Annotated in this window: 16 protein-coding genes; 8 read left to right on the forward strand and 8 right to left on the reverse strand. The window is 62.3% G+C overall.

Features of this window, described 5'->3' with window-relative positions:
* Window positions 1-465: 465 nt before the first annotated feature.
* The 3 genes from LNV06_RS03395 to orn all read right to left on the reverse strand — a co-directional run bounded on the left by LNV06_RS03395 (window position 466) and on the right by orn (window position 5,831).
* A complete protein-coding gene (locus LNV06_RS03395) occupies window positions 466-2,904 on the reverse strand; it encodes an SNF2-related protein (RefSeq protein WP_263536821.1) in 2,439 nt (812 codons plus the stop codon).
* A 403-nt stretch (window positions 2,905-3,307) separates the two neighbouring features.
* Window positions 3,308-5,152 (reverse strand): chorismate-binding protein, encoded by a 1,845-nt coding sequence (locus tag LNV06_RS03400; protein ID WP_263536822.1) that lies wholly within the window; start codon window positions 5,150-5,152, stop codon window positions 3,308-3,310.
* Between the two features lie 103 nt (window positions 5,153-5,255).
* Complete coding sequence (gene orn, locus LNV06_RS03405) at window positions 5,256-5,831, reverse strand: oligoribonuclease (RefSeq protein ID WP_263536823.1); 576 nt, start codon at window positions 5,829-5,831, stop codon at window positions 5,256-5,258.
* Between the two features lie 58 nt (window positions 5,832-5,889).
* Between orn and LNV06_RS03410 the strand changes: the two genes are divergently transcribed.
* From LNV06_RS03410 to rsgA, 3 genes are read left to right on the forward strand one after another with little or no spacing between them, the layout of a single operon-like run.
* A complete protein-coding gene (locus LNV06_RS03410; protein ID WP_263536824.1) occupies window positions 5,890-7,206 on the forward strand; it encodes a M48 family metallopeptidase in 1,317 nt (438 codons plus the stop codon).
* Entirely contained in the window at window positions 7,203-7,544 is a 342-nt protein-coding gene (locus LNV06_RS03415) for a 4a-hydroxytetrahydrobiopterin dehydratase (RefSeq protein ID WP_263536825.1), read from the forward strand. Before LNV06_RS03410 ends, LNV06_RS03415 begins: the two co-directional genes overlap by 4 nt.
* Entirely contained in the window at window positions 7,541-8,449 is a 909-nt protein-coding gene (gene rsgA / locus LNV06_RS03420) for a ribosome small subunit-dependent GTPase A (RefSeq protein WP_263536826.1), read from the forward strand. The genes LNV06_RS03415 and rsgA overlap by 4 nt, the downstream gene beginning before the upstream one ends.
* Before the next feature lie 28 nt (window positions 8,450-8,477).
* Here rsgA and LNV06_RS03425 read toward each other — a convergent pair whose 3' ends face one another.
* Window positions 8,478-8,759 carry a hypothetical protein gene (locus LNV06_RS03425; RefSeq protein ID WP_263536827.1) on the reverse strand — a complete coding sequence of 94 codons (282 nt, stop codon included), beginning with the start codon at window positions 8,757-8,759 and terminating at the stop codon, window positions 8,478-8,480.
* 38 nt (window positions 8,760-8,797) lie between these two features.
* Window positions 8,798-9,553, reverse strand: coding sequence for an SDR family oxidoreductase (locus LNV06_RS03430; protein ID WP_263536828.1), 756 nt, complete (start codon window positions 9,551-9,553; stop codon window positions 8,798-8,800).
* 265 nt (window positions 9,554-9,818) lie between these two features.
* Here LNV06_RS03430 and LNV06_RS03435 point away from each other — a divergent pair, with 265 nt between their 5' ends.
* On the forward strand, window positions 9,819-10,241 hold the full coding sequence (locus tag LNV06_RS03435) for a response regulator (protein ID WP_263536829.1): 423 nt from the start codon (window positions 9,819-9,821) through the stop codon (window positions 10,239-10,241).
* Here LNV06_RS03435 and LNV06_RS03440 read toward each other — a convergent pair whose 3' ends face one another.
* The 3 genes from LNV06_RS03440 to LNV06_RS03450 form a co-directional block, all read right to left on the reverse strand.
* On the reverse strand, window positions 10,242-12,320 hold the full coding sequence (locus LNV06_RS03440; protein ID WP_263536830.1) for a M3 family metallopeptidase: 2,079 nt from the start codon (window positions 12,318-12,320) through the stop codon (window positions 10,242-10,244). It abuts the gene before it with no gap.
* Window positions 12,321-12,499: 179 nt separating this feature from the next.
* On the reverse strand, window positions 12,500-13,162 hold the full coding sequence (locus LNV06_RS03445; protein ID WP_263536831.1) for a hypothetical protein: 663 nt from the start codon (window positions 13,160-13,162) through the stop codon (window positions 12,500-12,502).
* A 167-nt stretch (window positions 13,163-13,329) separates the two neighbouring features.
* Window positions 13,330-13,596 carry a hypothetical protein gene (locus LNV06_RS03450; RefSeq protein ID WP_318013428.1) on the reverse strand — a complete coding sequence of 89 codons (267 nt, stop codon included), beginning with the start codon at window positions 13,594-13,596 and terminating at the stop codon, window positions 13,330-13,332.
* 153 nt (window positions 13,597-13,749) lie between these two features.
* Between LNV06_RS03450 and LNV06_RS03455 the strand changes: the two genes are divergently transcribed.
* The 4 genes from LNV06_RS03455 to argG all read left to right on the forward strand — a co-directional run bounded on the left by LNV06_RS03455 (window position 13,750) and on the right by argG (window position 18,742).
* A complete protein-coding gene (locus LNV06_RS03455) occupies window positions 13,750-14,310 on the forward strand; it encodes a YaeQ family protein (protein WP_263536833.1) in 561 nt (186 codons plus the stop codon).
* 63 nt (window positions 14,311-14,373) lie between these two features.
* The gene (locus LNV06_RS03460; protein WP_263536834.1) at window positions 14,374-16,437 is read left to right on the forward strand and encodes a prolyl oligopeptidase family serine peptidase; all 2,064 of its coding nucleotides are present in this window, start codon (window positions 14,374-14,376) and stop codon (window positions 16,435-16,437) included.
* Entirely contained in the window at window positions 16,430-17,287 is an 858-nt protein-coding gene (locus LNV06_RS03465; RefSeq protein WP_263536835.1) for a DUF924 family protein, read from the forward strand. Before LNV06_RS03460 ends, LNV06_RS03465 begins: the two co-directional genes overlap by 8 nt.
* Before the next feature lie 102 nt (window positions 17,288-17,389).
* Complete coding sequence (argG, locus tag LNV06_RS03470) at window positions 17,390-18,742, forward strand: argininosuccinate synthase (protein ID WP_263536836.1); 1,353 nt, start codon at window positions 17,390-17,392, stop codon at window positions 18,740-18,742.
* The last annotated feature ends 36 nt before the right edge of the window (window positions 18,743-18,778 follow it).

Genomic DNA, 18,778 nt, shown 5'->3' on the forward strand with positions numbered 1-18,778 from the left:
GCAGCAATGAAAGCGCGTCAAGCCAATAAAGTCGCTGGGAGAAAGCTCGCGTCGTGCACCGGGTCTTGGAGGGCGGCAAAAGCATGCCGAGCGGTGCCAGGTGCGGCGCCGGGGGAACAGTCAAAGCGACGGCATCGCCGCCGACCGAACCCGAAGGATGTTCAGCGCTTCACCCGGAAGGGGTGCGCCGCTCTCAACCCGAAGGTGGAGGCTGCGTCGCTGCGCGCAAGAGTCTGGGCAGCGGCCTGAACGAGGTCAGAGGAGACGTACGAAATGCTTCAGCTTCAATCAACAGGTACTTCTGCTGAAGCAAGACTGCGACTATAGCACACTAGGGTTTTTACGGAATGAAAAACTTAGAGGAGCTCTTCTTCCCCGCGCCCCGTCTGTGCGGGAAGTCACATTGAATGCACACAAGCAGCAGCCGCGCCACCCGAAGGCAGCGCGGGACCGCGCTCCAGTTCATCAGCTGGCGAGAGCCTGTGTCAAATCCTGCAAGAGCTGCATGAATCGCTGCAAATCCTCGCCCTGCAGCAGTTGCTGGCTGAGGTCTCCGTCCAGGCCGGCAGCAGGTGCCTCGGCGTGAGCGTCCAGGGTTTGCAGCAGGGCCTGCTCCAGACCCGACTGAGTCAGCAGCTGAATCATCGGCAAGCCGCGGCTGTGCTCCTGGGCCAAACAGCTCAAGCGTTGTTCCAGCAAGGTCTCGCTCCAGGCCAACTCCAGATTGAGCAGACCGCAGCGTTCTGCGTCCAGGCTCAAGCCCTGAGCGGCAGCATCACTGCACAAGAGCACCATCGGCCTGGACTGCGCCAGCCATTGGCTGGCCGCAGCTTGGCGCTGCGCCTGTGAGGCATCGGCCTGCAGATGCAAATGCGCGATGCCTTGAGCCTGCAAACGCGCGGCCAGCAGTTGCAGCGCATCGTCCCATTGGCAGAACACCACCAAACGATCTACGGCGCGACCCAAGGTCTCACGGCAGACGGCGGCCGCAGCACTCAGTTTGGGAGCGTCGGCCGATGTATCAGCTGCATCCAACAATTGCGGCGCAATGGCCAAACGACGCATGTCCTGCAGCAGCGCTTGCAAACGCAACTGATCGGCATCCGACACATAACCGCTGCGCTGCCAGCGCGCCACGCCCTGGCGCAAGCGTTCCAACAAAGGGGCTTGCAGTTCCAGCTGTTGCTCGCTCAAGGTGACAGCGCGCAACTGCACCAAGGCCAAGGGCAAGGTCGGCTGCAAGTCAGCACGGCTGCGGCTGAACATCACTTGTTCCAGGCTCTTGTCCAGGGACTCCAAGGCCGTGAAACCGCTCACCCGGCCTTGCACATCACGCACGACATGGCGGTTCAAAAAGCGCTCCAAGGAACCGCTGCGATGGCGGTCCAGCAATTCCAGCAAAGGCATCAGCGCTTGTGGCTGCTCATCCAGCAACTGGCCGCTGAGCATCAGCATGAAGCCTTGATCCAATTGGCGCAGCGAGGCCAAGCTTGCGGTATCCAAGCGCTGTGCCTCGTCCACGATGATCAGCTCCGGCGCAAACCCCTTCAAGAGATTCAAGTCTTGGCCCAGCGAGGCTAGGGATGCAATCTTGATCTCCGGGCCACCCTCTGGCAGCACGGCGCATTGCTGCTGGCGCGCCTCCGCATCACCCCAAATCATCTCGGCCGGCGCCGTGCACAGCGTTTGGGCCTCACTCAACCAGCGGGCTTGCGCCGACTCGGCGGACAGCACCAAGACCCGTTCCAAACCAAATTGCGTATGGAACAAGGCCGCAGCGGCATAAGCCTGTGCATAGAGCCCCAAGCCCAAATCATCGGCAATCAGGCTGCGGCCCGCGCAGGCCGCGAAGATCGCCGACTCCACTTGGTAGATCGGCAAAGGCAGCTTCAGCAAATTGCGCAGGGCTGGGCTTTCCAGACCTTGCGGGCAAGCCTGCTCGATACGCAAGACGCGACGCCGCGCATCGCGGGCAATCGCCAGCAAATCCCACACGCCGGGCTCGACTCGTAGCTCATGTCCCGCTTCTGCCGCCAAGGCCAAGAGTGCGGGCAGATCCTCATCCGCCTCGACCTGCAAACGGCCGCGACCATCCAGCAAGGCTTGCGCTGCTTGGACCAAAGCCTCGGGGCAAGCACGCCCTTGGCGCCAGCGCAGGTGGCGGCGAGCACCATAGCCGAGCCGGATCTCGCTGTACTCGGTCTGGTAGCCCTGTTCCAACAAAGCGCGTTGCGCGGCGTCGTCCAGCAATCGGCCCAAGGCGAACTCGATGTGCTCACAGCTGCCGCGCTCGCCCCACAAAAACTCCTCACAGCTGCAGCGGCACTCAGACGGGTTGCTGCCTCGCACGCTAACGCGCCAAGTACCCGCACCCAGTAGCTCGCTGACCTGGTAATCACGAAACACCGTCGGCTTGCCGGCATCCAAGGGTTGCAAATCAAAGCGAGCGGCTTGCGCCTTGGCTGGCGCACTGGGCTTCACAGGCCGAGCCGCCTCGGGCTTGGCTGCACGCTCGGCCACCGGAGCTGGGGTCCTAGCTTTCGTGCCCCGCTCCTTGGGCGACTTGGCTGCAGCTTTTGTCTCATTGGCCGACTGGACCGAGTTTTGTTCAGGAACTGGAGCCTGCACCCGCTTGACCTCGACCACAGGCTCAAAAGCCGGCGCGGTGGCCACGGGTTTCTTGAGCTTGCCGGCCGCGCCTGCTTTTGAGGGCTTGATCGTCTTTGCTGCCACCGCCGGCTTGAGCTTCTCGGCTTCAGCGGGCGCGCTTGCGGCCTCGTCTGCGGCAAGTTCGACCCCATTCAAGATATCGCGCACCGCAGCTTGGGTGGTCTTGGTCTTGCGTGCCGGACTGGTCTTGGCGGCGGATGCTTTTTTTGCCGCAGGCTTGGCCGCTTCGGCCACGGGCGCAAGAACTGCTGGCTTCTCTTGCGGCTTGGATGCCTTCGAGGGCTTCGTGGCCTTCGCGGGCTTCGCAGATTTCGCGGCCTTGGACGTCTCGCTGAGCTTTACTGCGGCTGCTGCAGGTGCAGCTTCACCTTTGGCTTTGACAGACTTGGCCGGGGCCGACTTTGCAGCCGCCTTCGCGGCGGGCTTGGCCTGCGCTGCCTTGGTCTTAGCTGGGGCTTCAATCGGCGTCACTGGTGTCACCGGCTCGGCAACCGTCTTCTTCGCGATCGCCTTTTTTGCAGCCGGCTTTTTTGCAGCCGGCTTTTTTTCGACGAGCTTTTCGTCGGCAAGAGCAGGGCTGGCTGGCACGCTTAGGCGTGCTTTCTTTGGACTCGTGGCCATGGAAATCAGTTTCAGGTTAGTCAGCGCTGGGCAGCGCTGCGGCGTCTGGCGCGTCCGACATCGTGGGTACGAGGCGGGCAGGACACCAGCCGCGCAGACTGTTGATAAAAGCAAGCCCGGTGGCGCGCGCCAGATCGGCGCGCATCAGGCGCGCCTCCCGCAAACGCCCGAGCTGCAACAATTCTTCTCGGTAAACACCGGGCAAAAGCCCGGCTTCCAGCCGTGGCGTCAACCACTGGCCCTCAATTTCTAAGGCGATATTGCCTATCGTGCATTCAGTCAACTCGCCGTCCTCGTTCCAGAGCAAGACATCAAAAGCCTGCGCTGGCTTGGTTTGAGAAAAGGCCTCATAGGCCTCGCGGCGGGTGGTTTTATGAAGGATGAACTCGGCGCCTGGGCCGCGGGTTTCAATCGGACGATGGGCCACCACAAGTGCGACTGTAGCCGGGGTTTGTGGCAAGGCCATGATCGCGGTCTCAAGCACACCTCGGGCCGACAGGGTCAGGCGCACGCGCCAAGTCCCCTGCGCATGCTGGGCCGCCAAGTCCGCCAGCGTGGATCTGGCCTCGTTCAAAGACAGCGGCAAACCAAAGTGCTGAGCGGTGCGCTGCAAACGCGCCAAGTGACCGGGTAGACGCTGCAATACACCGTCATCCAACCTGAGCGTTTCCAGGGCGGCAATAGGCGCTTGAGCACGCAGCAAAAAGCGCGTTTTGGCATGCCACTCGTCCAGCTCAGCGGCGGCCACGGAATCCAGTGTGATCGCGCTGCCCACGCCCACCTGCAAGCGCTGTTCAGACCCAAGCGAATCCTCTTCGATGGGCAATGCTTCGACGGTGCGAATCGGCACGTTGAAGGTGACGATGCCGCCCGGCTGCATCAGGCCCAGCGCACCGCAGTACCAGCCGCGCGGGCCGGGCTCCAGGCTTTCAATGATTTGCATGGCCCGCTGCTTGGGCGCGCCGGTCACCGAGCCACAAGGAAACAGCGCCGCCAGGGCCTCAGACAACTTCAGGCGTGGCCGGCTCACCGCCGTGACGGTGGACGTCATCTGCCAGACCGTGGGCAGCGCCAGGAGTTCAAACAAGCGCGGCACCCGCACCGAGCCCAGCGTTGCTACGCGGCTCAGGTCATTGCGCAGCAAGTCCACAATCATGAGGTTCTCGGCACGCTCTTTCACGCTGGTGCGCAGATAGGCTTGAGCGGCCTCATCGGCAGCCGCATCTCGGCCGCGCGACGTGGTGCCCTTCATCGGCTGGGCGGCCAGCAAGCAAGTGCTTTGCGCCCCAGGCAGCGGCCGCCAATCAAAAAACAATTCGGGCGACACACTGGCCACGCCCGCCTCGCGCAAAAACAGTGAAAAACCGCCCGGCTGCGCACAGTGCAGCGCCAGGAACAAGGCTGCCAAGTCCTGCTGGCCGCTGAGGCTTGAGCGCAAGCGGGTCGTCAAATTGACCTGATAGCAGTCCCCCGCCCGTATCCACTCACGGATGGCTTCGATTTGGCGAGCTTCGTCGGCGGGTGCTTGCTCATCCACCCAGGGCGCGCACAAAGAAGCTGCTCCCACATCACCCAGCGGGTCGATCTCCGGCCAGGGATCGGGCGCTCCTGCATAGATCGCAAATTCGGCCAAGGCGGGTTTCATTGCTGAGCCCGCCTCGCCGCATCGACCCGGCAGGGCCGGGTCCAGCGCGGCGGCTGCCTCATAGCGCAGACCACCCAACACCCAAGCGCCCTCGCGGCTGGCTTGATGCGCTGCATCGATAACGGCGGCCAGTTCCTGCGCCGCATGGGCGCGCAGCCAGCGGGTTGGCGGGCAATAAAAAGCGCCGCGCACCCGTTCGCCGTCATCCCGCGCCAAGGGATGGCGGGGGAAATCAAAAGCAGCCCAAAGCTGGCTTGTCGATGTGGGAGTTCTTGTCACCCTGCCAACTCGCAGTGAGACCGGGTAGTGAAGCGAAGGATCACAGGCTCAAGAAATGCTGGCGGTAGTAGGCCAGTTCGTCGATGGATTCGATGATGTCTGCCAGGGCGGTGTGGGCCTGGGCTTTTTTGAAGCCGTCCAAAATTTCAGGCTTCCAGCGCTTGGCCAGCTCTTTGAGCGTTGACACATCCAGATTGCGATAGTGGAAAAAGGATTCCAGCTTGGGCATGTAATTGGCCAAGAAGCGGCGGTCTTGGCAGATGCTGTTGCCGCACATCGGCGACTTGCCGGCCGGCACATATTGCTTCAAGAACTCAATGGTCTTGGCGACAGCTTCGTCCTCCGTGACGGTGGACGCCTTGACGCGATCGATCAGGCCACTCTTGCCGTGGGTGCCCTTGTTCCAGGCATCCATCTTGTCCAGAGTCTCGTCGCTTTGGTGAATGGCGAACACCGGGCCTTCAACGCGCACCGTCAGCTGAGCATCGGTCACCACCACCGCGATCTCAATGATGCGGTCGGAGTCGGGGTAGAGACCCGTCATTTCCAGATCGATCCAGATCAGGTTTTGATCATTGAGGGCCAACACGGGGGCGGCAGCGGTCTCGGTGTTCATTCACAGGGCTTTCTATCCAAAAGAATCGGCGACATTGTCGCAGCCCTACACTTCGCCCATGTTCGCAAGCCTTTTCTCTTCTGTACCCGCCCTGCCCGCTCTCCACCCGAGCGCGCTGAGCCTGGCTTTTGTCGCCGCCTTGCTATTGGGCCTGCTGCTCAAGCTCTGGCTCAGCAACCGGCAAATCCGCCACGTGATGCAGCACCGCGACGCCGTGCCCGAGGCCTTTGCCGCCACCGTGCCGCTGGACGCTCACCAAAAAGCCGCTGACTACACCGTGGTGCGCAGCCGCTTCGGCCTGCTGAACCTGGCCTTCAGCAGCGCGGTGCTGCTGGGCTGGACCTTGCTGGGCGGCCTGGATCTGCTGAACGGCTGGGTCTATGAAGCCACCGCGGAGCGCTTTGGCCCCATGGCCTATCAGCTGAGTCTCTTGTTCGCCTTTGTGCTGATCGGCTCGCTGCTGGATCTGCCCTGGGAGCTCTACAACACTTTCAATATCGAACAACGCTTTGGCTTCAACCGCCTGACTTGGAAGCTCTATCTGAATGACGCCTTGAAAGGCGCCGTCGTTGGCCTTCTGATTGGCCTGCCGATCGCCGCCTTGATTCTGTGGCTGATGGGCGCCGCCGGGCGCTTTTGGTGGCTGTGGGCCTGGGGCACTTGGATGGGCTTCAATCTCTTGATCTTGGTGCTCTACCCCACCGTCATCGCGCCGCTGTTCAACAAGTTCGAGCCCCTGCCCGATGAGGCCCTGAAAAGCCGCGTCGAAGGACTGATGGCGCGCTGCGGCTTTGCCGCCAAGGGCTTGTTTGTGATGGACGGCAGCCGCCGCTCGGCCCATGGCAATGCCTATTTCACCGGCTTTGGCCCCGCCAAGCGGGTGGTATTTTTCGACACCCTGCTGGAGCGCCTGAACGGCCCTGAGGTCGAGGCGGTGCTGGCGCATGAACTCGGCCACTTCAAGCACAAGCATGTGCTCAAACGCATGATCACCATGTTCGCCATCAGCTTGGCCGGCTTTGCGCTCTTGGGCTGGCTGTCGGCGCAGCCTGGCTTCTACCTCGCCTTTGCGGTGCAGCCAAATTTGGCGGCGCCGAATGACGCGCTGGCCCTGCTGCTCTTCATGCTGGCGGTACCGGTGTTTGGCTTTTTCTTCACCCCTCTGGGCAGCTTGATGTCGCGCCGCGATGAGTTCCAGGCCGATGCCTACGCTTGCGCCAACGCACGCGGCGCCGACCTGGCCTCGGCCCTCCTCAAGCTGCATGAGGACAATGCCGGCACGCTGACGCCCGACCCGGTGTTTGCGCGCTTTTACTACTCTCACCCACCGGCCAGCGAGCGCCTGGGCGCCATCTTGAGCCAAGCCACCCGATGAACTTGCTGACCCAACCTTGCTCGCCTGGCTTGCGTGAAACCCTGGCCGCTGAAGAGCTGCCAGCCTGGCTGGCTCAGGTCCCCGAATGGCGCTTGAGCAGCGACGCCAAGTCCATCGAGTTGGAAGCTCGCTTTGCCGACTTTTCGCAAACTATGGCCTTCGTCAACGCTGTCGCGGCGGTGGCGAACAAACAAGACCATCATCCAGAAATGAGGGTCAGCTACGGGCACTGCAGCATCGGCTTCAGCACCCACTCCGCCTCGGGTTTGACGTTGAATGACTTCATCTGCGCGGCGCAGGTCGGGGCGCTCCCCGAGCTCAAGGGTCAGCAGGCATGAGCCGCTTTGGTGATTTGGACCTGGGCCTGGTGGTGCGCGGCCATGGCCGCCACTACATCGTGGAAGACAGCGACGGCCGACGCCGAGTCTGCCATCCGCGCGGCAAGAAGAGCGACTGCGTGGTCGGCGACGAAGTGCGCTGGGCCCCGGCCAGCAGTGACGAGGGCGTGATCGAAGCGGTGGAGCCGCGCCGCAATCTGCTGTTCCGCCAGGATGAATGGAAGACCAAGAGCTTTGCGGCCAATCTTGATCAGCTCTTGATCCTGGTCGCGGTGGAGCCGGTGTTCAGCGAAAGCCAGCTGTGCCGCGCCCTGATTGCGGCCGAGGCAGCGGGCATTGAAACCACCATTGCCTTGAACAAGACCGATCTCCCCGGCGCGGCCGCAGCGCGCGATCGCCTGGCGCCCTACCGGGCCATGGGCTTGAAGATGATGGAGCTGGCCCTGAAGGCTGACCCCGAGGGCTCACGCGCACTGCTGACGCCTTGGCTCAGCGGTAAACGAAGCTTTGTGCTGGGCCCCAGCGGCACCGGCAAGAGCACCTTGATCAATCTGCTGATCCCTGACGCCAAGGCGCAGGTGGGGGATATTTCGGTGGCGCTGAATTCGGGCCGCCACACCACCACGACGACGCAGTGGTACTGGGTGGATGCTGAGCGCCAAAGCGCCTTGATCGACTCGCCTGGCTTCCAAGAATTTGGCCTCAAGCAGATCGAGCCGGCGCAATTGCCGCTCTTGATGCCGGATCTGCGCGCCCATGCCGACCACTGCCGCTTTTACAACTGCACCCATCAGCATGAGCCGGGCTGCGGTGTGCGCGACGCAGTTGAATCCGGCGCCATCAGTGCCGGCCGCTACCGCATCTACGGTGAAATCTTGGCGGAACTCAGCAGCAAGCGCTGGTAAAAAGCGCTGGTAAATCAAGCCGCGCCAATCAATCGCGGCGAATCGCCGCGCCGCTGACCTCGCGTGCCTCCACATCGATGACCTCGCCTACGGGCTGCACCGGCGCCCGCGCTGCGCCGCGCCCAGGGCGGAAGCTGCGCGCACGCGCAAAGCCCGAGGTATCTAGCACCGGCCGGCGGCCGCGCAGCAAGCTCCAGATCAGCAAACCGATCATGGTCACGACCGCGACCGCCATCAACCCAAGCACCAGCACCACGGTCGCCACGGTGAACAGCACGCGGGCAATAAAAGTTAGCAAAGCAGACAGCAAAACAATTCCTTTCTTGGCAAATTCAAAACCGGCCCGATTCAACCCCGGCCCACAAAAGGCATGGTGGTCGCCATCACCGTCATGAACTGCACATTGGCCGACATGGGCAGGCCCGCCATATAAAGCAAAGCGCTGGCCACATGGCTGACATCCATTGTCGCCTCCACGGCGATCTCGCCATTCGCCTGCGGCACACCGCGAGTCATGGGCAGGGCCATTTCGGTCAGCGCATTGCCGATGTCCAACTGCCCGCAGGCGATATCAAAGGCGCGACCGTCTAGCGATAGAGACTTGGTCAAGCCGGTGATGGCGTGTTTGGTGGCGGTGTAAGGCGCGGAGTTCGGCCGCGGCGCATGGGCCGAGATTGAGCCATTGTTGATGATGCGGCCGCCGCGCGGGCTTTGGCTTTTCATCAGCTTGAACGCCGCCTGAGCGCACAAGAAACTGGCCGAAAGGTTGACATTGACCACGGCCTGCCACTGCCCAAAGCTCAGCTCATCAATCGGCACGGCCGGTGCGCCCATGCCTGCATTGTTGAACAGCAGATCCAGGCGACCAAACTCTTGGCGCACACGATCAAACAGTGCAGCCACCTCAGTGGACTGCGTCACATCGGCCGGCAGCACCAGGGCGCACGCCGAGTCGCTGGCCAGGGCCGCGGTGGCTTCGAGAGCCTCACGCCGCCGCCCTACCAGCGCCACCCGGTAACCAGCCTGGATCAAGGCCAAGGCCGCCGCACGGCCAATGCCGGAACCGGCACCGGTCACCAGCGCAAATTTGCAAGCTTCAGTCATGAAAGCAGCGGCCGAGGCCGTATCAGTTCAAGTCGAAAACTCACAATTGGGGGCGCGAGACCAGAAGTCAAGCAGGGCAAACACTGAAGCCAAAAGTCACCCACACTCTCAATTGGCCCAGGTAAACCCATAAGGCAGCCCTTAGACTGCCGGCATGTCGTCCGCGCCCCTCCAGCACCTCGATGTGCTTCTCGATTTGCAGCTGCCCCTGCCGCAGGGCACGCCGACTTGCACGCATCCCATTGCCGGGGCATGTACAGCTTCGATGGCAACACCGACCCAGAGGCGACTGCTCTACATCGAAGACAACGCGATCAACACCTTGGTGGTGGAAGAGCTCTTGAGCCGCCGCCCTGCCCTGAGTCTGAGCTGCGAGGAAGACGGCGCACGCGGCTTGCAAAGTGCTCAAACGCAGCCACCCGAGCTGATCTTGCTGGACATGCATCTGCCAGACTGCGATGGTTACGAGGTCTTGAAGCAGCTTCGCGCCGACCCTCGAACCGCCCACATCCCCTGCATTGCCCTCTCGGCCACGGCCAAGGAAGAGGATCATCGCCGTGCCTTGGCCGCCGGCTTCTTGGCCTACTGGACCAAGCCGATCGACTTCAAGGCCTTTTTGGATGGGCTGGATGCCTTTTTCGCACCCAGCCTCCAAGCTTCAGCTCAAAGCCTCAGCGAGCCACGCTGATCAAGCAGGCAGCAGGCCGCGGCTTTTCAGCATCGGCTCCACCCGCGCATCGCGGCCGCGGAAGGCGCGGAAGGCCGCACCGGGTTCGCGGCTATTGCCGCTCGACAAAATGCACTCTCGCAAGCGTGCCGCCACCTGCGGATCAAACGCACTGCCGGCCTCGACAAAGGCGTCAAAGCCATCGCAGTCCAGCACCTCGGCCCACATATAAACGTAGTAACCCGAGGCATAACTGGAGCCCGAGAACAGATGCTGGAAATGCGTCAGGCGATGGTTCATACCAATCGCTGCGGGCAGGCCATAGGCCGTCATGGTCTTGGCTTCAAAGTCCACCACGGCGGGACCCTGCGCATCGGTCAATGAGTGGGCGGCCAAGTCCACCAGAGCACTGGCGGTGTAGCGCACCGTTTCATAGCCTTGGTTGAACAGCTCGGCGGCCTTCAGCTTGGCCAACAAGGTATCGGGGATGACTTCACCGGTCTGGTAATGGCGGGCGTGCTTCTTCAGCACCTCGGGCTCGCTCATCCAATGCTCGAAGATTTGCGATGGCAGCTCGACAAAGTCGCGCAGCACCTGGGTGCCAGACAAGCGCTCGTACTCCACCTCGGAAAGCAGCCCGTGCAGGCCATGGCCGAACTCATGGAACAAGGTGCGCGCATCGTCAAAGCTCAAGAGCGTGGGCTGACCCGGCGCGCCCTTGGCGAAGTTGTTATTGTTTTGAATGACGGGCAAGCAGTCCATGCCTTCGCGGCCATTGCGCGCCTGCCAGCGCAAGGCATTCATCCAAGCGCCGCTGCGCTTGCTGCTGCGGGCAAAGTTGTCTTGCATGAAGATGCCGCGCAGCGAGCCATCGGCGTCTTTCACTTCATAGACTTTCACATCGGGGTGGTAGCCGGCGACTTCGGGCTTGTATTCGAAGCTCAGGCCGAACAAGCGCCCGGCGCAATCAAAGGCCGCCGCCACCATTGCATCCAAGGGGAAGAAAGGCTTGACCTCGGCCTCTTCCAGGTCGTAACGGGCCTTGCGCACCTTCTCGGCATAAAAGCGCCAATCCCAGGCTTCCAGCGTGAACGCATGGCCCATGGACAGCATAATGGCCTGCAGCGCCTCGCGCTCTTGCTCGGCTGCGGCCAGAGCCGGCTGCCAGACCTTGTCCAACAAGCCTGAGACCGCCGCGCGAGTGCCGGCCATGGTGTCGGCCAAGGCGTAGTCGGCAAAGCAGCTGTGGCCATGCAGTCGAGCCTGCTCCTTACGCAGCGTCAGGATCTCTTGGGCGATGGCCCGGTTATCGGTCTCGCCGGCCGCTTCGCCGCGGCCCACCCAGGCTCGCCAGGCCTGCTCGCGCAGATCGCGACGCTCGCTGAAGGTCAAAAAGGGCACGATGTGGGAGCGCGAGAGCGTGATCACATGCTGGCCGGCCAAGCCACGTTCAGTGGCGGCCTGCGCGGCACTGGCGCGCACAAAGTCAGGCAAGCCGACCAGATCCGCCTCGTCAGACAAGACCAGGCGGTAATTGCTTTCATCCCCCAGCACGTTCTGCGCAAACTGGGTATTGAGCTCAGCCAGACGTTCCATCACCTGGGCATAACGCGTTTGGGCTGCGGCATCGAGCTTGGCGCCAGCGCGCACAAAGTCCAGATGCACCCGCTCCAGCAAACGCAGTTGCTCGGAAGACAGGCCCAAGGCTTGGCGCTCTTGATACAGCGCGTCCACCCGCTTGAAGAGCGCCTGGTGCATATAAACGCGGTTGTTGTGCGCGGCCAGGGGGGCGGCCATGGCACGCTGTGCGGCCTGCATATCGGGCGAGGTGGCGGAGGCCGCAAGCGAATAGAACACGGTCTCGATGCGGCCAAGCAGGCGGCCGCTGCGATCGAAGGCCGCCAGCGTATTGTCGAAATCGGGGGCCGCCGCTTGATTGGCAATCGCGTCGAGCTCGGCGGCATGTTCGGCCAAGGCGACTGCGAAAGCCGAGGCGAATTGAGTCGCCTTGATCTGGGCGAAAGGCGGCAGACCGTAAGGGCCGGTCCAGGGCTGGAGCAAGGGGTTGTCTTGCGAGGGCGCGATTGAGCTTGAGGGCATGGGGCTGTTCATCTCTTGCATCTCCGGGGTGGCCTTATGGGTCAGGCCTGAAACGAAAAAAGGCGCCGTCCGGGTGAGGATGGCGCCTTGTCTAGCGAGGCAGGGCTGGGGTCAGGGGCTGGGAGCCGTCCGCGTGGACGGCTCTGCCTGGTTCTGAAGCCAAAGCTGCTGTTGGCACTTTATTTGGCTGCCGCTGCCTTTTCCTTCTTGATGGCGAGCTCATCAGCTTCGTCGTAAGGCTTGTTGCTGCACTCGGCCTTCCACTCGTCGAGCTTGTCCAAATAGCTTTCAGCGCGCGCTTCCAGGGCCTTGTTGGCCTGGTTGTGGGCTTCGGCCTTGGCGTCAAAAGCGGGCGAGCGGGCCTTGTAGTCCAGCTTGTCTTTGTTCAGCGCATCGATACGCACGCCATGGGCCTCGGCCTTAGCGTCGTAGTCCTTCTTCAGGGCTTCGGCTTCTTCCTTTTTGGCCTTGGGCAGGGAGACTTTCAGCTCCTCATTGAGCTTGAGCAGTGCGGCACGTTCAGCCAGCAACTCATTGGTGCGGGCCGTCAAAACATCGCCCACCTTGCTCAGCTCATCCTTTTCCTTCAACAGCTCATTGCGCTCTTTGGTTTGAGCGGCTTGAGCTGCCTTGATGGCTTCGCCTTCGACGCGGTTGGCGTCATTGGCATTCATGCAATTGCGCAATTCATCGCGAGTCATCAGCTTTTGCTTGGGTTTGTCGACCACAGGCTTGCTGACCTTGTTGTTCTTCGGGTCCACCTTGGCATTCGGATTGACAGTGGACTGGGCAAACACCGGCATCAGCGCAGCGGCGAGCAAGGAGACAAGAATTCGTTTCATGGCAAAGCTCTTACTTTCTTTCATGCAGATAGCGCCCAGCTTTTGGCGCCGACAACACCCGCAGCCGCTGGTCGGCCCGGCAAAAATTGAAAGGCGCCCGAATGCGGCGCCACGCCCGAATCATGCCACGGCCCAACGGCCGCAGGATCAGGGCGATCCCCGGCGGCTCAGGCCAGGGCTTTTTGCAGCAAGTCGGCCATCAGGCCGTTGATGCCGCCGTCATGCGCATCAGCGCGCTCGCGCAAGGTCTTGGCCACATCGGCCGGCAATTTGCAGGCAAAGGGCACCAGGCCGGCCGCGCTGTCCAGGCGGCGCTGTTCCTTGCGGTCCGGCAGCTGCGCCGCACCTTGGCCGAAGCGGCCCGGCACCGCGGCACCGCGCATCTGGCTGTCAAGCTTCAGGCCGGCAAGGCGGTCGAGGTCGGTTTTTTTCATGCTCATGTTTTTGAAGACCTGCAAGGGGGAATAGAAGCGAGCGATTGTCCCCCAGCCACCGCTTGGCCCGAGTGCAAACACAGGCCCGTCGATAATGCGGCGATCCAGGGCCGTCTCGGCCCCATCTTTTTTGTTCTCCCGAGCCCCGACCTTATGGCCATCAAAGCCACCATCCACAAAGCCCAGCTGCAAATCGCCGATATGGACCGCAATGTCTACGGCGAGCACAACCTCACCATCGCCCGCCAGCCCTCGGAAACCGACGAGCGCATGATGATTCGCATCTTGGCCTTTGCCTTGAATGTGCCGGCCGATGAAATGCGCGGGAAGCTGGAGCTGAGCAAGGGCTTGGCCGATGTGGAAGAGCCCGAAATCTGGCAGCGCGACCTGACCGGTGACATCATCCACTGGATCGATCTGGGCCAACCCGATGACCGCCGCCTGCTCAAAGCCCATGGCCGGGCCGAGCGGGTCAGCGTCTACACCTACAGCTACAGCAGCGCGATCTGGTGGGCCGGCATCGAGTCAAAGTTGGTGCGGGCGCCGCGACTGGCGGTTTGGCAGATCCCGCATGAGCAGTCCCAAGCCTTGGCCAAGTTTGCCGAGCGCAGCATGCAGATGCAGATCACGGTGCAAGACGGCGGCATCTATGTGTCGACCAGCGCCGACTCGCTGGAAATCACCCCCATCGCGCTGAAAACCGCGCAAGGCTGAAGCGCCTGCCGGTCTTTGCGGCTCGGTGTACAAGCTGGGCTTGCCCATCTCAGCCGCTTTGACATGAATTCAGACAGCGAAGACCCCTACCTTTGGCTCGAAGCAATCGACAGCGAGCCGGCCATGGCCTGGGTCAAAGCGCGAAATGCCCATAGCTTGAGGGCGCTGCAAAGCGGGCCTCACTACGCGGCATTGCGGGCCGATTTTCTCCAGCTCTTGAACGCCAAAGACCGCATCCCATCCATTGAGCGATTGGGGCCTTGGCTGATGAACTTTTGGCAGGACGAGCAGCACCAACGCGGCCTCTGGCGCCGCTGCTCGCTGCAGGAGTACCGCAAGGCCGAACCCCAATGGCAGACGGTGCTGGACCTCGATGCCCTGGCCGCCGCCGAGGGCGAGAACTGGGTGTTTGCCGGCGCCCGCAGCCTGGGGCCGGACTATCAGCGCTGCTTGATCTCACTGTCGCGCGGCGGCGCCGATGCCTGCGTGGTCCGTGAATTCGATTTGCAAACACTGCGGTTCTTACCCGAGGGCTTTGCGCTGCCCGAGGCCAAGAGCTCGGTCACCTGGATCGATGCCGATCACATCTTTGTGGGCACCGACTTTGGTCCCGGCAGCTTGACCGATTCAGGCTACCCCCGCGTGATCAAACGCTGGACGCGCGGCACGCCGCTGAGCATGGCCAAAACCGTGTTCGAGGCCGAGCCGCAAGATGTGATGGCCTGGGTCCATGTGGACCACACGCCCGGCCATCAGCGCTGCAGCTTGGTACGCGCCCTCGACTTCTACCGGCAAGAGGTTTCCCTGCTGCAGGCCGATGGCTCGCTGATGCGACTGGACTTGCCCAAGGATTTGCAAGAGTGCTTCTGGGGACGTTGGCTCTTGCTTCAGCCGCGCAGCGACTGGGCGATGGGCGAACAATGCTTTGCAGCCGGCTCGCTGCTGATCAGCGACGCGGCAGACTTTCTGGCCGGCAAGCGCGACATGAAGTTGCTGTTTGCTCCTACGCCGACACGGGCCTTAGCCGGCTACACGCTGACCCGCGAACATGTGATCCTCAACATCAGTGACACCGTCGCCAGCCGCTTGGAAGAATGGTCGTTCATCGATCCCGCCAAGCCGGACCATCGCCACATTCAAGCGCCCTTCCCTGGCGCGATCAGCCTGTCGAGCTTGTACGACAACGAGTTGCAAGATGACGAACTCGGCGATCACTACCTGCTCAATTACGCGGATCTTTTGACCCCGAACACGCTGCTTCTGGCCCGCGCCGGCAGCGACGAGCGCCAGGTGCTGAAAGCGCGCAAGGCCCAGTTCGACAGCGCAGGCATGCGCACCGAGCAGCACTTTGCGATCAGCGCCGATGGCACGCGCGTGCCCTACTTTGTGGTCTGGCCCCAAGGTACCCAGGCCGATGGCGAGAACCCGACCTTGATGTACGGCTACGGCGGCTTTGAGTCTTCGCTGCTGCCCTGGTATTCGGCCGCTTTTGGTCGCGGCTGGCTGGCGCGTGGCGGCGTGCTGGTACTGGCCAATATCCGTGGCGGTGGCGAGTTCGGGCCCGCCTGGCACCAGGCCGCCGTCAAGGCCCATAAGCAGCGCAGCTATGAAGACTTCATCGCCGTGGCCGAAGACTTGAGCGAGCGCAAGGTGTGTAGTCCGCGTCGACAGGGCATCATGGGCGGCAGCAATGGCGGGCTCCTGGTCGGCGCTTGTTTTGTGCAACGCCCGGAACTCTTCCAAGCGGTGGTCTGTCAGGTGCCGCTGCTGGATATGCGCCGCTACCACCGGCTCTTGGCCGGCGCCTCCTGGATGGCCGAGTATGGCGACCCAGATCAACCCAGCGACTGGGCCACCATCTCCAAGTACAGCCCATACCATAACGTCGATCCTCAGGTGAGCTACCCCAAGGTCTTGTTCACCACGTCGACACGCGATGACCGGGTGCACCCGGCCCATGCGCGCAAGATGGCGGCCAGGATGTTGGATCAAGGGCATGACTTGCTCTACTTCGAGAACATCGAAGGCGGCCACGGGGGCGCGGCCGACAATGAGCAAAGAGCCACGCTGCAAGCCTTGGAGTACAGCTATCTCTGGCAACAATTGGGAGCCCAGAACAATGAGTGAAGCCTTGAACATCCACCACGACGCCCGCCTGGGCCGCTTCAGCGCCAGCATCGACGGCCATGATATGGAGCTGGACTATCGCCAAGTGGGCGAGACCTTGGTCATTACCCATACCGGCGTGGCGCCGGCTTTGCAGGGTCGCGGCTTGGCGGCACAACTGGTGCTCCACGCCTTGAACTGGGTCGCCCCACAAGGTCTGCAAGTCGTGCCGGCCTGCAGCTATGTGGCGAGCTATTTGAATCGTCATCCGCAATGGCAAGCTCTGACGCTCAAACCGGCCATTCAATCGGTGCTGAACTATTGGTTTGGCGCCCTGGGCAGCAGCGAGCAAGACCAGATCCGCTCGCTTTGGTTCGTCAAGAGCGAGACCACTGACGCCGAGATCAAGGCGCGCTTTGAACCCCTGGTGGAAGACGCCTTGGCCGGTCGCCTGGAAGACTGGTCAGAGACCGCCCTGGGCCGGCTGGCTCGCATCCTTTTGTTGGACCAATTCACCCGCAACATCTATCGCGGCCAAGCGCGCTCTTTTGCCGGAGACCCCCTGGCCTTGCAAGACACCTTGCATCTGCTGGCGCAGGCGCAAGACCTGACCCTGGCGCCGCTGCAGCGCTGGTTTGCGCTGATGCCGCTGGAGCACGCCGAAGACATGGCCATGCAAGACCGCTCGGTCAGTGAGTTCACCCAGTTGGCAGCACTTGATCCACGCTTGAGTGGTGCGCTGGACTACGCCCACAAGCACCGCGAGGTCATCGAGCGCTTTGGCCGCTATCCCCATCGCAACGCCATCCTCGGGCGCGCGTCCAGCGATGCGGAATTGGCCTATCTGGCGCTGCCGGGTTCGGGCTTTTAAAGGCCGGCCGATCGAGGCATTTCAAAACTGACAGAAAATACGCCCAAGCCTCGGTGCCAAGCGCCGGGTTTTGAGCGTCCTGTCCGATCCAACAAGCAGCCCATGTCAACCATTCTTCAGCAAATCCCCGTCGGCCAGAAGGTCGGTATCGCGTTCTCCGGAGGCCTGGACACCAGCGCCGCCCTGCACTGGATGCGCAACAAGGGCGCCATCCCCTACGCCTACACCGCTAATCTGGGCCAGCCGGATGAGCCGGACTATGACGAGATTCCGCGCAAAGCCATGCAGTACGGCGCCGAGAAAGCCGTGTTGGTGGACTGCCGCGCCCAGCTGGTGCACGAAGGCATTGCCGCGCTGCAAAGCGGCGCCTTCCACATCAGCACCGCCGGCGTGACCTACTTCAACACCACGCCCATCGGCCGCGCCGTCACCGGCACCATGCTGGTGGCCGCCATGCAAGCGGACGACGTCAATATCTGGGGCGATGGCTCGACCTTCAAGGGCAATGACATCGAGCGTTTCTACCGCTACGGCTTGCTGACCAACCCTGCGCTGAAGATCTACAAGCCTTGGCTGGATCAGCAGTTCATCGACGAGCTGGGCGGCCGCGCCGAGATGTCGGCCTTCATGAGCAAGGCCGGTTTTGGCTACAAGATGTCGGCCGAGAAGGCTTACTCCACCGACTCCAATCTGCTGGGCGCCACCCACGAAGCCAAAGATCTGGAGCACCTGAACAGCGGCATCAAGATCGTCAACCCCATCATGGGCGTCGCTTTCTGGAAGGACGATGTCGTGGTGAAGGCCGAGACCGTCACCGTGCGCTTTGAAGAAGGCCAGCCGGTCGCACTCAATGGTGTGGAGTTCAAGGACCCGGTCGAGCTGCTGCTGGAAGCGAATCGTATCGGCGGCCGCCACGGCCTGGGCATGAGCGACCAAATCGAAAACCGCATCATCGAGGCGAAGAGCCGCGGCATCTATGAAGCGCCCGGCTTGGCCTTGCTGCACATCGCTTACGAGCGCCTGCTCACCGGCATCCACAACGAAGACACCATCGAGCAGTACCGCATGAACGGCATGAAGCTCGGCCGCTTGCTCTACCAAGGCCGCTGGTTCGACCCGCAAGCCATCATGCTGCGCGAAAGCGCCCAGCGCTGGGTGGCGCGCGCCATCACCGGCGAAGTGGCGATTGAGCTGCGCCGCGGCAATGACTACTCGCTGCTGGACACCCAGAGCCCCAACCTGACCTACAAGCCCGAGCGCTTGAGCATGGAAAAGGTTGAGGATGCGCCCTTCTCGCCGCAAGACCGCATTGGCCAGTTGACCATGCGCAATCTGGACATCGTGGACACGCGCGACAAGCTGATGAACTACGCCAAGGTGGGCCTGCTGTCGCCGGCTACTACCAACAGCCTGCCGCAGTTGCAAGACGGCGCTACCGCTGCCGACAAGAGCTGATTTCGGTCCTTGATCTGAAGAAAGGGCTCAGCAATC

Origin of the sequence: Paucibacter sp. Y2R2-4 (assembly GCF_025717535.1) — a bacterium.
GTDB lineage: Bacteria > Pseudomonadota > Gammaproteobacteria > Burkholderiales > Burkholderiaceae_C > Paucibacter_A.

What these genes read in the sequence shown, in the direction of transcription:
- orn (WP_263536823.1), bottom strand. Translation starts at nt 5,831, where the DNA reads ATGAACACCGAGACCGCTGCCGCCCCCGTGTTGGCCCTCAATGATCAA.
- LNV06_RS03440 (WP_263536830.1), bottom strand. Translation starts at nt 12,320, where the DNA reads ATGCCCTCAAGCTCAATCGCGCCCTCGCAAGACAACCCCTTGCTCCAG.
- LNV06_RS03410 (WP_263536824.1), top strand. Translation starts at nt 5,890, where the DNA reads ATGTTCGCAAGCCTTTTCTCTTCTGTACCCGCCCTGCCCGCTCTCCAC.
- LNV06_RS03430 (WP_263536828.1), bottom strand. Translation starts at nt 9,553, where the DNA reads ATGACTGAAGCTTGCAAATTTGCGCTGGTGACCGGTGCCGGTTCCGGC.
- LNV06_RS03415 (WP_263536825.1), top strand. Translation starts at nt 7,203, where the DNA reads ATGAACTTGCTGACCCAACCTTGCTCGCCTGGCTTGCGTGAAACCCTG.
- LNV06_RS03450 (WP_318013428.1), bottom strand. Translation starts at nt 13,596, where the DNA reads ATGAAAAAAACCGACCTCGACCGCCTTGCCGGCCTGAAGCTTGACAGC.
- LNV06_RS03445 (WP_263536831.1), bottom strand. Translation starts at nt 13,162, where the DNA reads ATGAAACGAATTCTTGTCTCCTTGCTCGCCGCTGCGCTGATGCCGGTG.
- argG (WP_263536836.1), top strand. Translation starts at nt 17,390, where the DNA reads ATGTCAACCATTCTTCAGCAAATCCCCGTCGGCCAGAAGGTCGGTATC.
- LNV06_RS03460 (WP_263536834.1), top strand. Translation starts at nt 14,374, where the DNA reads ATGAATTCAGACAGCGAAGACCCCTACCTTTGGCTCGAAGCAATCGAC.
- LNV06_RS03435 (WP_263536829.1), top strand. Translation starts at nt 9,819, where the DNA reads ATGGCAACACCGACCCAGAGGCGACTGCTCTACATCGAAGACAACGCG.
- rsgA (WP_263536826.1), top strand. Translation starts at nt 7,541, where the DNA reads ATGAGCCGCTTTGGTGATTTGGACCTGGGCCTGGTGGTGCGCGGCCAT.
- LNV06_RS03465 (WP_263536835.1), top strand. Translation starts at nt 16,430, where the DNA reads ATGAGTGAAGCCTTGAACATCCACCACGACGCCCGCCTGGGCCGCTTC.
- LNV06_RS03455 (WP_263536833.1), top strand. Translation starts at nt 13,750, where the DNA reads ATGGCCATCAAAGCCACCATCCACAAAGCCCAGCTGCAAATCGCCGAT.